The organism is Micromonospora sp. BQ32 (genome assembly GCF_059358895.1).
The window spans coordinates 1-14570 of record NZ_JCADBI010000030.1 but is presented as its reverse complement, the minus strand read 5'-3'; the positions used below and the strand labels follow the sequence as shown (position 1 = coordinate 14570).

The window sequence follows — 14570 nt, the reverse complement described above, 5'->3', positions numbered from 1 at the left end:
CGGGCGGGTGACGGCGACGCGCCAACGGTCGGTCAGTCCTGCGCCTGGTCCAGCTGCCCGGTGGCGGCGAGCCGCTGGTACCAGTGGGCGCTGTCCTTCCAGGTGCGGACCTGGGTGTCGTAGTCGACCCGGATGATGCCGAAGCGACGGTCGTAGCCGTAGCCCCACTCGAAGTTGTCCAGCAACGACCAGACGAAGTAGCCGCGCACGTCCGCGCCCTGCGCGCGGGCGTCGGCCATCGCGCCGATGTGTCGACGCAGGTAGTCGATCCGCCGGTCGTCGTGGATCCGGCCGTCGGCGGAGACCACGTCGTCGAACGCCGCGCCGTTCTCGGTGATCATCATGGGCTGGTTCGGGTATTCGTGCGTGAGGCGCAGCAGCAGTTCGGTCAGCGCCGGCGGGTCGATGTTCCAACCCATCGCCGTGTACGGGCCGGGCTGCGGCAGGAAGTCGACGTTCTCCGCGGCGACCCACGGCGTGGACGTCGACGCGCCGTGCCCGTCGGCGTCGGAGCGGGCCGACACCCCGTCCCAGGCCCGGACCAGGGTGCTGGAGTAGTAGTTGACCCCGAGCACGTCCAGCGGCACCGCGATCACCTTCTCGTCGCCCTCGCGCACGAACGACCAGTCGGTGACGGCGGCGGTGTCGGCCAGCAGGTCGGCCGGGTACTCCCCGTCCAGCATCGGGCCGAGGAACGCCCGGTTCGCCAACGCGTCGATCCGCCGGACCGCGTCCTGGTCGGCCGCCGAGTCGGACGCGCCCCGCACGACGTGCAGGTTCAACGTCACCGACAGCTCCGCGGACGGGGCCAGTTCCCGGACCACCCGGCCGGCCAGGCCGTGCGCCAGGTTCAGGTGGTGCACCGCGGCCAGCGCCGCCGCCGGCTCGGTCCGACCCGGCGCGTGCACGCCGGAGGCGTAGCCCAGGTACGCGGAGCACCACGGCTCGTTGAGCGTCGTCCAGGTGTGCACCCGGTCGCCCAGCGCACCGACGATGCCCGCCGCGTACTCCTGGAAGCGCAACGCGGTCTCCCGCGCCGCCCACCCGCCGGCGTTCTCCAACTCCTGCGGCAGGTCCCAGTGGTACATGGTGGCCACCGGGCGGACGCCCCGCTCCAACAACCCGTCCACCAGCCGCGAGTAGAAGTCGATGCCCGGCTGGTTGAACCGGCCCGAGCCGCCCGGCTGCACCCGGGGCCAGGAGATGGAGAACCGGTACGCGCCGAGCCCCAGGTTGGTGATGTGCCCGAGGTCGTCGGCCCACCGGTGGTAGTGGTCGGCGGCCACGTCACCGGTGTCGCCGTTGAGGGTCCGGCCGGGCGTGTGGCTGTAGGTGTCCCAGATGGACGGCCCCCGCCCGTCCTCGGTGACCGCGCCCTCGATCTGGTACGCGGCCGTCGCCGAGCCCCAGACGAAGCTCTCCGGGAAGTGGTGTTGCGTCATCGTTCCGTCCCCTGGATCTCGCAGATGTAGCCCGTCGAGGTGCCGGCGACCAGTTCGGCACTGGCCTTCCCACCCTCGTAGCGCACGTCGAACTCGGCGCCCGGCCCGTTGCCGGGTGACGGTACCCGTACCCGGGTCCGCTGCCCCTCGGTCGGTGCGTACATGCGCAGCCGCACATCGTCGGCCCACTCGTAGTCCGGTCGGTCGGTGCGGGAGCCGAACGGGATGACCGCGCCCGGTCGGGCCAGCACCGGCAGGCTGTCGAAGCCGTGCTTCTCGGTCAGCCAGGCCGGGCCGGTGACCTGCGCGCCGGTGACCAGGTGCGTCCAGGTGCCGCCGGGAACGTAGTACGTGACGTCGCCGTCGGCGCTGAACACCGGGGCGACAAGCACGTCCGGGCCGAGCATGTACTGCCGATCCAGGTGCGCCGTCGCCGGGTCGTCCGGGAATTCCAGGAACATCGGCCGCATCACCGGCGTCCCGTCGCGGTGTGCCTCCTCGGCGGCGGCCGCCAGGTACGGCATCAGGCCGAGCTTGAGGTGGGTGAAGTGCCGCAGCACATCGACCGCCTCGTCGTCGAACGCCCACGGCACCCGGTACGAGCCGGACCCGTGCAGCCGGGAGTGCGAGGAGAGTAGCCCGAAGGCGACCCACCGCTTGAACACCGCCGGGTCGGGCGTGCCCTCGAAACCGCCGATGTCGTGGCTCCAGTAGCCGAAGCCGGACGCCGCCAGGGACAACCCGCCGCGCAGCGACTCGGCCATCGCGACGAACGTCGACTCGCAGTCGCCGCCCCAGTGCACCGGGAACTGCTGCCCACCGGTGGTGGCCGAGCGGGCGAACAGCACCGCCTCGCCCTTGCCGCGCTCGGCCTCCAGCAGCTCGAAGACCGCCTTGTTGTAGAGGTACGAGTAGTAGTTGTGCATCCGCTGCGGGTCCGAGCCGTCGTGCCACACCACGTCGGTCGGGATGCGCTCACCGAAGTCGGTCTTGAAGGAGTCGACGCCCATGTCCAGCAGCGCCTTGAGCTTGCCGGTGAACCAGCGGACCGCGTCCGGGTTGGTGAAGTCGACGAGCGCCATCCCGGCCTGCCACTTGTCCCACTGCCAGACCGAGCCGTCCGGGTTGCGCACCAGGTAACCGGCCTCGCGGCCCTCCTCGAAGAGGTACGAGCGCTGCGCGATGTACGGGTTGATCCACACGCACACCTTCAGGTCGCGCTCGTGCAGCCGGCGCAGCATCCCCTCCGGGTCGGGGAAGGTCGCCGGGTCCCAGATGAAGTCGACCCAGTGGAACTGACGCATCCAGAAGCAGTCGAAGTGGAACACCGACAGCGGCAGCCCGCGCTCGGCCATCCCGTCGACGAACTCGGTCACCGTCTTCTCGTCGTACGCGGTGGTGAACGACGTGGACAGCCAGAGGCCGTACGACCAGGCGGGGATCCGGGCCGGGCGGCCGGTGAGCGCGGTGTAGCGGCGCAGCACGTCCTTGGGGTGGGGCCCGTCGATGACGTAGTAGGTGAGCGACTGGCCCTCGACGCTGAACTGGGTCTGTGAGACGACCTCGGAGCCGACCTCGAACGACACATGCTCCGGGTGGTCCACGAAGACCCCGTAGCCGGCGCTGCTGAGGTAGAACGGCACGTTCTTGTACGCCTGTTCGCTGGCGGTGCCACCGTCGGCGTTCCAGATGTCGACGGTCTGCCCGTTCTTGACGAACGGGCCGAAGCGCTCGCCCAGCCCGTACACCGTCTCTCCGACACCGAGGGCGAGCCGTTCGTGCACGTGCCGGCGGCCCTCGGCGTCGGTGACGACGCCGATGCTGCGCGCGGTGGACGCGGTGACCAGCCGGTCGCCGTGCAGGAAGTCGACCCGCCACCCGTCGATGAGCGCGACCCGCGCGGTCAGCTCACCGGTGGTCAGCGTCGCGCTGAGCCCGGTGACGTCGACGGTGACCGGGTGGGTGTCGTCGGTGCTCAGCCCGAAGTGCGGCTCGCGGGGCAGCCCTCCGGTGTGGTGGGCGATGGTCACCCCGATGACGCCGGGGGCGGGGGAGAAGAACCGGACGGTGACCAGGGGGCGGTTGAGGGTGTCGCCGCGTCCGGTGATCTGACCGGTGGGTGCGAAGACGGTGAAGCCGCGCTCGTCCGGCTCCACCGACTCCACGGTGCCAGGGCGCAGGACGCTGACGCCGGGGCGCAGCTGCCAGTACCCGTCGGTGAACTTCACTTCTCGGCTCCTGCCGTGATGCCGCGCGCCAGAGTGCGCTGGAAGATGAGGAAGAAGAGGATGGCCGGCACCAGGCTGATCAGTGCGCCGGCGTTGGTGGTCGGAGCGTCCATCAGCCGGTCGCCCTGCAACGACGCGAGCGCGACCGGAATGGTCTGCGTCTGGTTGTCGATCAGCATGACCAGCGGGATGAGGAACTCGTTCCACGTCCAGATGAAGAAGAAGATGAGCAGCACCGCGAGGGTGGGCCGCAGGTTGGGGAAGACCACCCGCCACAGCACCGTCCACTTGCCGGCACCGTCCAGCGCGGCGGCCTCCAGCAGCGAGCGCGGGAACGTACCCATCACCGAGGCGAGCAGGTAGGTGCCGAAGGCGCTCTGGATCACGGTGAAGATGATGATCACCGAGAGCTGGGTGTTGTAGAGGCCGACCTGCTTCGCCACGTAGTACAGCGGGTAGATCAGCGCCTCCTGCGGCAGCATGTTGGCCAGCAGGAACAGACCGACGATCCACAGCCGGCCGCGGACCCGGCCGATGCCCAGCGCGTACGCGTTGAGCAGTGACACGGCGACGCCGAGCACGGCCACGGCACCGGCGATGACCGCCGAGTTCCAGAACTTGAGCGGGAAGTTCACCTCGGTCCAGTACGTGCGCAGACCCTTGGTGTAGAACTCCGTCGGCCAGCTCAGTGGGCCGCCCGACGAGTAGTCACCGGGCGACTTGAACGCGTTGAGCAGCATGAACGCGAACGGCACCAGCATGACGAGCGCGCCGAGGGTGACCAGGGTGAGCACCACCCAGCGGCTGACGCCGCGGTGGTGTCGATCGCGTACCGGCCGGGCCGGCGTCACCGGCGCGGTGCTTGGCGTGAGCGTGACGGCCATGTCAGAACCCCCGGTCCCGGCGCTCGCTGCGGGCCTGCATCCAGATGAAGATCCCGGCCACCACCACGATGATCAGCGTCAGCACCATGGAGATCGCGGAGCCGTAGCCGACCTGCAGCTTCTTGAAGAACGTGTAGTAGGCGAAGTACGACGGCACGTTCGTCGCGTTGTCCGGGCCTCCCCGGGTCAGGGCGAAGATCGGCCCAAACACCTTCAACGCGGCGATGGTGCAGGTCAGGGCCACCACGAAGGTCTCCGGCCGGATCTGCGGGAGAGTGATCGCCCGGAACCGGTGCAGCCAGTTCGCGCCGTCGACCTCGGCCGCCTCGTAAAGTTCGGGGTCGACCCGCTGTAGCGCCGCCATGAAGACGACCACCGGGTAACCGATCTGCACCCAGATCATCACGGCCATCACGGCCGGCAGTGCGGTGCCCGGGTCGCCCAGCCAGTCATGGCGTAGCGCGCCGAGACCGACCGCGTCGAGGAGGCTGTTGAACGCGCCGTCGGGACGGAGGATCCAACCCCAGACGATGCCGGCCACCACGACGGGCAGCACCTGCGGGAGGTAGAACGCGGCCCGCAGAGCGGCGGCGGTGCGGGGCTTGAACCGGCGGCCGATCACGTCGAAGAGCACCGCGGCGAGCAGCAGCCCGAGCAGGGTGGGCACCACCACCATCGCGACGAGCATCCAGATGGTGTTGCGGAACGACGCCCAGAACACGTCGTCGTGCAGCAACTGCTGGTAGTTGTCCAGGCCGACCCACCGGGGGTCGCCGATGCCGGACCACTTGGTCAGCGACAGGTAGAGGGTGCCGACCAGCGGTGCGCCGATGACCAGGAGGAAGAGCGCCGCTCCCGGGAGCAGGTAGAGCCAGTACGCCGCGTTGCGGCCGCGGCGTCTGCGGCTGGGCGCGGGCGGGGTGGGGGTCGCGGCCGGCGGTGTGGCGGCGACCGTCTCGGAGACTGCCATGGAAGATCCTTCCCGGCGGGGCGGGCGGGCGCGCCGGTCGTGCCGGTCGCGCCCGCCGCTCGCCGTGTCACTTGCCGGTGATCTCCTTGACGCCATCGGCGTACGGCTTGGCGATCGTGTCGAGGACCTGGTCGGGCGTCTTCGAGCCGTTGATCAGACCCTGGAAGCCGGAGACCAGCACGTCGTAGTAGCCGGGGACCGGCCAGTCCGGGTAGAAGGCGAGCCCGTCGGACTTGCTGACCGTGTTGAAGTCCTCGATCAGCTTGCGGTCCTTCGGGTCGCTGATCTTCGACGCGTCAGCGGCGACCGGAACACCACCGTTGTTGCCGATCAGGTCCTGGATCTCCGGCCGCAGGGTGATGTCGATGAAGTCGTACGCCAGGCTCTTGGCCTTGCTGGTCTCCGGGACCACCCAGAGGTTGCCGGAGGAGCCGGCCTGCAGGGTGTTGCCGGGGAAGAGGAAGGTGTCCCAGTTGGCCTTCATCTCGGTCTTGAAGCGGCCGTACCACCAGCTACCCGAGACGATCATCGGAACCTTGCCGGCGATGAAGGCGGTGCCCATGTCCTCGGCCTTGAGGCTGGCCGAGTTCTTCGCGACGTAGCCCTTCTGCACCCACTGGGCGAAGGTGTCCGCGCCGTACTTGAGCGGGTCGGCCTTGAAGTCGACAGGGTTCTTGTAGAGCTGGTAGTTGTCGACGAACTGCCGGTCGCCCTTGGAGAGGGCGAGCTGGTAGAAGAGCTGCCCGGCCGGGTACTCGGCGCCGGCCATGCCCAGCGGGGTGACGCCCTTGCCGACGAAGGTGTCCATCGCGGCGGTCATCTCGGCGAGGGTGGTCGGGACCTTGACGCCGTTGCTCTGGAACAGGTCCTTGTTGTAGTAGACCGTGACGTACTCGCCGTAGTTCGGCACACCGAACCACTTGCCGGAGCCCATCACGCCCTTGTCGCTGTACCGGGCGGTGGTCTGCAGGCTGGGGCTGAGCTTGCCGGCCCAGCCGCGCTTGTCGGCCTCGCTGCTCAGGTCGGCCAGCAGGCCCTGGGAGGAGAGCAGCCCGGCGGTGGCGTTGCCCTTGTTGTACTCCATGATGTCCGGGCCCTCGGACGAATTGATGATCATGCCGGCGTTCTGCTGGATCTGCTCGAACGCCTTGCGCTCGAAGCGCACCTCGACGCCCGGGTGCTCGGACTTGAAGATCTCGATCGCCCGGTCCCAGCCGACCCCCATGGCGCTGTTCTCGCTCTCGTAGTGCCAGAGCTTGAGGGTCTTGGCGTCGCTGCTGTCCCCGTTGTCACCACCGCCGCAGGCGGCCACGGTGGTCGTCGCGGTCGCCGCCAGGGCGATCGCGGCGACGAGCCGGTGGAATCGCTGCATTACTATCCTCCTCGTTGAGTACTAGCCGGTACTTCACGAGGCCCGTCGTCGCGTTGCAGCGCGATGGCGGGCCGTTTTCGCTGGTCAGCCGCCGTCGTCCGGCGATGGGCCAGAGGTACGCAGTGCCGCCCGCCGGGGCGCGGCGGTCGACCCCCGGATCTCCAACGCGCACGGCAGCAGCTGCTGGTGACGAAGGTCCGCGGGGCCATCCAGGTGGCGCGTCAGCGCCTCGATCGCGATCCGGCCGAGCGCCGAACCGGGTGACGTCATCGCGGTCAGCGCCGGGGTGGCCAGTTCGGCGACCTGTGGCGAGGTGACCATCGAGACGACGGAGACGTCGTCGGGCACCGACAACCCGCGGCCGGTCAACTCGCCGAGGATGCCGAAGATCGCCGTCTCGTTCATGGCCAGCACCGCGGTCAGCTCCGGGGCCTGCGCGAACGCGGCGGCCAGGGCGGCCCGCCCGCCGGCGGCGCTGTCCTCGGCCGCGATCATCACCGGCTCCAGGCCGTGCCCGGTCATCGCCGCGCTGAAAGCGTCACGGGTACGCAACGCGGGCCCGTAACCGCTGGCCAGCGTGGCGGCCGAGTGGTTGACGTAGACGATCCGCCGGTGCCCGAGGCCGACCAGGTGCGCGACGGCCTCCCGGACGGTCTGGTCGAAGTCGATGTCGACGTAGGAGAGCGTGCTGGTGTCGCCGGTACGGCCGATCAGCACCAGCGGCACCCCCGCCTCCTGGAGCACGGTGACCCGCTCGTCGGCCAGCTGGACCTCCATCAGCACGACCCCGTCGAGCATCCGCTGGCTGGCCAGCCGACGCAGGTCGTCGAGGTTGCCCCCACCGACCGGTGAGAGCACCAGGTGGTAGCCGGCGACGCTGGCCGCGGCGGCGGCACCGGTGACGAAGGCGGTCTCGGTGGCGCCGAGGCCGCGTTCGTCCATCGGCATCAGCAGGCCGAGGATGCGGCTGCGGCGACTGGCCAGCCCTCGGGCCATCGCGTTGGGCTGGTAGTCGAGCTGCGCCATCGCGGCGAGCACCTTGTTGCGGGTGGCCTGCGAGATCGGCCGGGTGCCGGTGAGCACGTACGAGACGGTGCTGACCGAGACCTGTGCGAGGCGGGCGACGTCGTGCATGGTGGCCACCGCATACCTCCTCCGGCCTGGGATGGGACCGCTCCCGAACTTCGTCGAAGCGTTTCGACGAAGCGGTTCGACAGGACGCTAGGCCACCTGTTACGGCGACGTCAATAGCCGATGTCGAAAAGAATTCAACCGTCGTACGGCACCCCGCACCCGGTCCTCCTCGGCGCGCGGGTGCCCGGGGTCAGGGCAGGTTGAACAGGGCGGCGGCGCTGTGCCAGCAGACGGCGCGCAACCAGTCGTCGCCCAGGTCCAGGCGGGCCAGCCCGGTCACCTGGTCGGCGTACGGGTACGGGATGTTCGGGAAGTCGCTGCCCAGCAGCACCTTGCCGGCCAGCCCCAACTCGCGCAACCGGGGCAACTCGTCGGTGGGGAAGGGGACGAACTGGTCGAAGAACGGCGTGAAGGCCATGGTGGTGTCCAGCCGGACCCGCTCGTACGTCTCGGCCAGGTCCAGGAAGGCCCGATAGTCCGGGGCGCCCAGGTGCGCTACCACGGCGGTCAGCCGAGGGTGGCGGGCGAGCAGGGCGGCGAACGGGTCCGGGCCGGTGTGGGCGGTCCCCACCGGGGCGTGCCCGGCGTGCACCACCACCGGCACCCCCGCGTCGGACAGCATCCCCCACACCCGGTCCAGCGCCGGATCGGTCGGTGCGAACCCGCCCACCTGTAGGTGCAGCTTGAACAGTCGAGCACCTTCGGCGAGGGCCGCCTCGACGTACCCGGGGGCGTCCGGCTCCGGGTAGAAGGTGGCCGAGGCCAGGCACCCGGGGGTGTCGCGGGCGAAGTCCAGCGTCCAGCGGTTGAGTTCCGCCGCCATGCCCGGCCGGTGGGCGTACGCCAACGCGCTGAACGCCTGCACCCCGAGCCGGCGCAGGTGCGCGACCCGGTCGGCGTCGCTCCACCGGTAGAGGATGGGCCATTCGGTGCCGACCAGCGGCCCGGCGGCGTCGAAGTAGGCCCACACCCGACGCAGCAGTCGCGGCGGCAGGAAGTGCACGTGCACGTCGGCGAGGCCGGGCAGCCCCAGGGCGCGGCAGAACTCCGGTACGCGTTCGTCCGCGGCCGGCGGGGCTGCCGTCGCCGGATCGGTCATATGTCGATGTCGAACCGGCTCAGCACCGAGGGCGCGATCAGGCCGACGGTCGCGAGCGCCGAGACGACGGTCAGTGCGATGCGCATCCCGACCACTTCGGCCTTGCTGCCGACGCGCAGGGCGATGCTGTTCGGCAGGCCGATCATCATCCACATGCGCCGCTTGATCGGGATCGGCCAGAGGATCGGCACACCGGCTCGGGTGATCATGTCGCCGAGGATGTGCACGAAGCAGCCCACCCCCAGCGCGGTGCCGATCAGCGGATAGCCGCGTCCGCCCGGCAGGTGGGCGAAGGTGAACCAGGCCGCGCCGGCCGACGCGAGAGTGATGATCACCCACCCGGCCCGCTCGGCCCAGTCGTCGAACAGCCCGCGCAGCGCCAGGCCGAACATGAAGAACAGGATGGTGATGACCGCCCACTTGCCGTACGCGGCGCAGAGCGCGGTGGTGCCCCAGCCGACCAGCACGGTGAACGGCAGCGTGTGGGTCAGCGTCCGGTGCCCGTTGTTGCGGCGGGGGTCCTTGCTGAGCTTCGTGGCGTAGTAGACCCCGAGAGAGACCTTCTCCATCACCTCGGCGGCGAAGAGCGAGAAGACTCCGAAGGTGCGGGCCACCGTGGCCCCACCCTGGTTCCTGGTCACCTTGCCCGACATGTCGAGGTCGGGAAAGAGCGCGCCACCGGCGCACACCGCGGTGCCCACCGCCAACGCGAGCGGCGACTGGTGGTAGTCGGCGAACTGCTCCAGTGCCCAGGAGCCAGCCAGCCACACCGCCGCGCCAGACAGCGCGTGTTGCGGTCCCATCATCTCGGCTCACCCTCCCCAGGGATCTTGAGCGCCAAAACTACGCCACTGTAGTCAGCGTCGGCGCCGCAGGGGCATCACCCGGAAGGTCCACATCGGACCGCCTCACAGGGTGGGGGTGAAGCTCTGCCGGATCATCGGCAAGTATGCCGCGTTGACCTGCCAGTCGAACTCTTCTGTCAACCACGAGACGGTGTAGGAACGGTCGGCCGAGGTGTTGGCCAGCAGCCGGAAGCTGTGTACCGGAACGCCGAGGGCGTTCTGCCAGCCGCACTCCCACACCGCGCCACCCTCGAAGATGTCCATGGCGGAGATGTCCACCTTGCGATAGCCCGGCAGCGCCTCGCTCGCGGTCAGCCGAGCCTCCTCGGCCTTCCAGTGCGCCACCGGATCCGCGTGGGCCGGCCCCGCCTCGACGCTGAGCACCCGGGACCCGCCCGGTTTGCGGAAGCAGGTCACCGGGCCCTCGGTCCAGCGCGCCCACCCCACCGGCGCGGCGATCCGAAACCCGGTCGGGTCGTCGTACCAGGTCCAACCCTCGCGTAGCCGGTACTTCACGTCGGCGGGTGGTGACGCCGACACCACCGGGGTCGCCGACGGTGGCGGAGACGACGCGCAGGCGAACGCCGCCGGCCGGGAGGTCAGCGCGCCACCACCCGTGCCGGACGGTGGAGTCCGCTCATCGTGCCGGTTGATCAGGGCCAGCGTGACGCCTCCCGCGACGAGCAGGGCGGTGGCGGCACCGCCCAGGGCGATCAGCCGACGTCGCCGGCCGGGTCGGCGCGGCGGGCGCGGGCTTGGGGTCCGCGGCTCGTCCGACGGGGCCACCGGTTCGACCGGGTGGGGCGCGATGGCCCGGCCGGCGCTGCGGACCGCCGCGACCGCCGAGGACCGGGCCGGCTCGGCGGGCTCGTCGTGGCTGGTCGCTGCGCTGCGCAGCAGCGGCTCCGCCTCGACGGCGGTCAACCGTCGCCAGGGGTCGCGCTGCAGCAGGCCGGTGATGACGGGACGCAACGGGCCGGCCCGGTGCATCGGGTCCGGTGGTTCGGTGGCCAGCGCGCTGAGCGTCGCCATCGCGCTCGACCTCGCGTACGGGGACTGCCCCTCGACGGTCGCGTAGAGCGTCGCGCCCAGCGACCACATGTCGGTGCGGGCGTCGGACACCCCTTCGCGGGCCCGCTCGGGGGCGACGAACTGGGGTGAGCCGAGCACCGTGCCGGGACCGGTCATCACACCGTCGCCGCCGTCGAAGGTGGCCAGCCCGAAGTCGGTGAGCACCACCCGCCCGTCGTCGGCCACCAGCACGTTGTGCGGCTTCACATCGCGGTGCAGCACCCCGGCGGCGTGCGCGGCCCGCAACGCGGCGAGCACCGCCAGCCCGATTCGGGCGGTGCGCTGAGGGCTCAGCGGCCCCTCGGCGCTGATGATCTCCTGCACCGACCGGGACGGCACGTACTCCATCACGATCCAGGGGCTCTCCCGGTCGTGCACCACGTCGTAGAGGCGGACCACGTTGGGATGGTTGAGCCGGGCGGCGGTACGTGCCTCGCGCAGGGTGCGAAGCCGTAGCTCCTCGCGCTCGGTCTCGGCCAGCCAGGACGGCGGAACGACCTCCTTCACCGCCACGTCGCGATGCAGCATCTCGTCGCGAGCGAGCCACACCCGGCCCATTCCGCCGGTGCCGACCAGGTCGAGCAGCCGGTACCGACCCGCGATCAGCAACTGATGCACGGTCGCTCCCCCTCGGTCACCCCGGGATCCACGATAGCCACCAATGCCGGCTTTCTCATCCACTGAGCGGCCTCGATCCACGCCGGACGGTGGTCCGGATCATGGCCGTACGGTGCAGGTCAGCGGGGTGGTCGGAAACTCTTTCGCACCAGTTCCCAGTCGGCTGCGGCCCCGGCCCAGTCCCCGTCGTGGGTGATCCAACCCAGCGTCCAGCGGTTGGCGTCGAGGATCTGTTGCCGGGCGCGCAGCCACGACCCGTGCGGTGTCTGCCAGCGGCACTCCCACTCGGCCGCACCGTCGCCCGCGGCGAGCCGGATCTCGTCGTACCCCGGCAGAGCGCCCATTCCGGCTGCGGCGTCGCGGGCGGTCCGCAGCCGCTCCAGGGGATCGACGGCGCCGCCCTCGGCGACGCTGAAGGCCCGGCCGGTCGCCGGGTCCTGGAAACACGCCACCGTGCCGTCGCGGGAGGTCAGCCACGTCGCCGGTACGGAGACCCGGAAGCCGGCGGTGTCGGCGTGCCAGACCCAGCCGGGTGGTGGTCGGAAGCGGTCTTCCGGGGCCGGTCTGCCGGCCCGGACCGGCGCGCCGGACACCTCCGGGCGGACACAGGCGAACGGGGGCGGGGGGACGTTCCGTCCATCCGGTCGCGGGCCGGGTGGCGGGCCGGGGCCGAACGGCCCGCCGTTGGGCGGACGGTCCGGCGGCGGGGAGGACCAGCCGGTGGTGTCGCGGGGCTTGTCACCGGTGACGGTCAGCGCGGTGCCGACGCCGGCCACCACGGCCACCAGCAGCGCCACGGCGACCACCGCCACCCGGCGCGCGGTACGCCCGGCGGCCGCCGGATCCGGGGCCGGCGTGGGGGAGGCGTCGCGGGCTGCGGCCGGGGCGTCCGGGCTGGCCGACGGGTCGGGCAGCGGAACGGTGGGCTCCTGGCCGTCGGCGTCGTCGGCGGCGGCGGGCTGGCCAACCAGCCCTGGCGTCGGCCGGTCGGCCGACGGCGGGTCGGCGCGGCCGATCGCGGCCGCTGTCAGCAACCGGCGGGCCGTGTCGTGGTCGAGGCGGTCGGCGGGGTCGCGGCGCAGCAGGCCGTCGAGCACCGGCGCGAGCGCCCCGGCGTGCGGGGCAGGGTCCGGCGGGCCGGCGGCCAGTGCGCTCAGGGTGGCCATCGCGGTGCTGCGGGCGTACGGGGACTGTCCCTCGACGGCGGCGTGCAGGGTCGCCCCGAGCGACCACAGGTCGGCGGCCACCGTGGACACCCCCTCGGCGGCCCGCTCCGGGGCCACGTACTGCGGGGAGCCGAGGACCATGCCGGGGCGGGTCATCGCACCGTCGCCACCGTCGAAGGTGGCCAGCCCGAAGTCGGTGAGCATCACCCGCCCGTCGTGCGCCACGAGCACGTTCTGCGGCTTGATGTCGCGGTGCAGCACCCCGGCGGCGTGCGCGGCCCGCAGCGCGTCGAGCACGGCCAGGCCGATCCGGGCCGCGCGGGCCGGCTCCAGGGGCCCCTCGGCGTCCACGACGTCCTGAAGGGTGCGGGACGGGACGTACTCCATGACGATCCAGGGGCTGCCGTCGACCGCGACGACGTCGTAGAGCCGGACCACGGCGGGGTGGTTGAGTCGGGCCGCGGCGCGCGCCTCCCGCATGGTGCGCGAGCGCACCTCGGCCCGTTCACGATCGTCCAACCAAGCGGGTGGAACGATCTCCTTGACCGCTACCTCGCGGTGCAGCATCTCGTCGCGGGCGCGCCACACCCGACCCATGCCCCCGCGACCCACCAGGTCGAGCAGCCGGTACCGACCGGCGATCAGCACCTGTGCACGCTCCTCCTCAGCCGCTGTCCGGGCTACACCCTAACCAGCGGATCGGAAGTCACCTATCGGTCGTCCGACTCAGCTCAGCAGGCGGCGTGGTCGACGGTGGCGGCGAGCAGGTTCCCCTCCGGGATGGCGATCCGGGTCCGCCCGCCGGCCAGGCGGGCGGCGGCGCGTCGGGCCTGCACGGGGCCGTGTTCGCGACGGGCGGTGGCGTAGCTGGCCGCGGTGCGGGCCGCGATGGTGGCCCAGCCGTACCGCTCGCCGACCATCGTGCGGGCCCGCCGGGCCAACCGCCGGGCGAAGACCTCGTCGCCGAGCAGTTGGCCGACCGCGCCGGCGAGCGCGTCCGGGTCGCTGTGCGGGAACGTCACCCCGGTCACGCCGGGTTCGACGATCTCGGCGAGGCCGCCGGTACGGGCCACCGCCAGCGGCGCTCCGGCGGCCGCCGCCTCCAGCGCCACCATGCCGAACGGCTCGTAGAGGCTGGGGACCACCGTCGCGTCGGTGGCGCCGAGCATGGCCGGCAGTTGGGTGGAGTCGAGGAACCCGGTGAACCGGACGGTCGAGCTGAGCGCCAGCCGCCGGGCCTCCGCCTCCAACTCGGTGCGGTACGGGCCGTCGCCGGCGATCACCACGCGCAACCCGGGGTGCCGTTCGCGCAGCCGGGGTACGGCGTGCACCAGGTGTTGGACGCCCTTCTCGTAGACCAGCCGTCCGGCGTACCCGACCAAGGGGCCGTCCCCGGCGAACCGTGCCCGGGCCGACGCGACCGCTCGCGGGCGGGCCCGCCAGGCCCGGTCGTCGACCCCGTTGGGCACCACGTCGACCTGGCTGGCCGGTACGTCGAACAGCGCGGTCACCTGGTCGCGCATGTACCCCGAGCAGGTAATCACCCGAATGGAGGAGCCGCTGAGCCAGTGCTCGACGCCGTGGATGGTGCGGTTCATCTCCTCCGGCAGCCAGCCCTGGTGCCGACCGGCCTCGGTGGCGTGCATGGTGGTGACCAGCGGGAGGTCCAGGTGGTCGCGCAACGTCATCGCGGTGTGGGCGACGAGCCAGTCGTGGGCGTGGATGACGTCGTAGGCGCCGG

Annotated in this window: 11 protein-coding genes; all 11 read right to left on the bottom strand. The window is 71.3% G+C overall.

The window, feature by feature from the left end:
• Positions 1–32: 32 nt before the first annotated feature.
• Complete coding sequence (locus tag AC5L30_RS32050; RefSeq protein WP_494871939.1) at positions 33–1442, bottom strand: GH1 family beta-glucosidase; 1410 nt, start codon at positions 1440–1442, stop codon at positions 33–35.
• Positions 1439–3670 (bottom strand): alpha-xylosidase, encoded by a 2232-nt coding sequence (gene yicI / locus AC5L30_RS32045; protein WP_494871938.1) that lies wholly within the window; start codon positions 3668–3670, stop codon positions 1439–1441. The genes AC5L30_RS32050 and yicI overlap by 4 nt, the downstream gene beginning before the upstream one ends.
• Positions 3667–4554 (bottom strand): carbohydrate ABC transporter permease, encoded by an 888-nt coding sequence (locus AC5L30_RS32040; RefSeq protein ID WP_494871937.1) that lies wholly within the window; start codon positions 4552–4554, stop codon positions 3667–3669. The genes yicI and AC5L30_RS32040 overlap by 4 nt, the downstream gene beginning before the upstream one ends.
• 1 nt (position 4555) lies before the next feature.
• The gene (locus AC5L30_RS32035) at positions 4556–5524 is read right to left on the bottom strand and encodes a carbohydrate ABC transporter permease (protein WP_494871936.1); all 969 of its coding nucleotides are present in this window, start codon (positions 5522–5524) and stop codon (positions 4556–4558) included.
• 67 nt (positions 5525–5591) lie between these two features.
• On the bottom strand, positions 5592–6896 hold the full coding sequence (locus tag AC5L30_RS32030) for an ABC transporter substrate-binding protein (RefSeq protein ID WP_494871935.1): 1305 nt from the start codon (positions 6894–6896) through the stop codon (positions 5592–5594).
• Between the two features lie 84 nt (positions 6897–6980).
• A complete protein-coding gene (locus AC5L30_RS32025; protein WP_494871961.1) occupies positions 6981–8030 on the bottom strand; it encodes a LacI family DNA-binding transcriptional regulator in 1050 nt (349 codons plus the stop codon).
• 190 nt (positions 8031–8220) lie between these two features.
• On the bottom strand, positions 8221–9129 hold the full coding sequence (locus AC5L30_RS32020) for an amidohydrolase family protein (protein WP_494871934.1): 909 nt from the start codon (positions 9127–9129) through the stop codon (positions 8221–8223).
• Positions 9126–9935, bottom strand: a complete 810-nt coding sequence (locus AC5L30_RS32015) for a metal-dependent hydrolase (protein WP_494871933.1) — start codon at positions 9933–9935, stop codon at positions 9126–9128. The genes AC5L30_RS32020 and AC5L30_RS32015 overlap by 4 nt, the downstream gene beginning before the upstream one ends.
• A 102-nt stretch (positions 9936–10037) precedes the next feature.
• Complete coding sequence (locus tag AC5L30_RS32010; RefSeq protein ID WP_494871932.1) at positions 10038–11663, bottom strand: serine/threonine-protein kinase; 1626 nt, start codon at positions 11661–11663, stop codon at positions 10038–10040.
• Positions 11664–11782: 119 nt separating this feature from the next.
• The gene (locus AC5L30_RS32005; protein ID WP_494871930.1) at positions 11783–13477 is read right to left on the bottom strand and encodes a serine/threonine-protein kinase; all 1695 of its coding nucleotides are present in this window, start codon (positions 13475–13477) and stop codon (positions 11783–11785) included.
• Between the two features lie 83 nt (positions 13478–13560).
• A partial coding sequence (locus tag AC5L30_RS32000; RefSeq protein ID WP_494871929.1) for a glycosyltransferase family 4 protein occupies positions 13561–14570 on the bottom strand: 1010 nt, incomplete at its 5' end.

Coding starts and splice junctions, on each gene's coding strand:
- AC5L30_RS32050 (WP_494871939.1), bottom strand. CDS start 1,442: ATGACGCAACACCACTTCCCGGAGAGCTTCGTCTGGGGCTCGGCGACG.
- AC5L30_RS32040 (WP_494871937.1), bottom strand. CDS start 4,554: ATGGCCGTCACGCTCACGCCAAGCACCGCGCCGGTGACGCCGGCCCGG.
- AC5L30_RS32035 (WP_494871936.1), bottom strand. CDS start 5,524: ATGGCAGTCTCCGAGACGGTCGCCGCCACACCGCCGGCCGCGACCCCC.
- AC5L30_RS32030 (WP_494871935.1), bottom strand. CDS start 6,896: ATGCAGCGATTCCACCGGCTCGTCGCCGCGATCGCCCTGGCGGCGACC.
- AC5L30_RS32025 (WP_494871961.1), bottom strand. CDS start 8,030: ATGCACGACGTCGCCCGCCTCGCACAGGTCTCGGTCAGCACCGTCTCG.
- AC5L30_RS32020 (WP_494871934.1), bottom strand. CDS start 9,129: ATGACCGATCCGGCGACGGCAGCCCCGCCGGCCGCGGACGAACGCGTA.
- AC5L30_RS32015 (WP_494871933.1), bottom strand. CDS start 9,935: ATGATGGGACCGCAACACGCGCTGTCTGGCGCGGCGGTGTGGCTGGCT.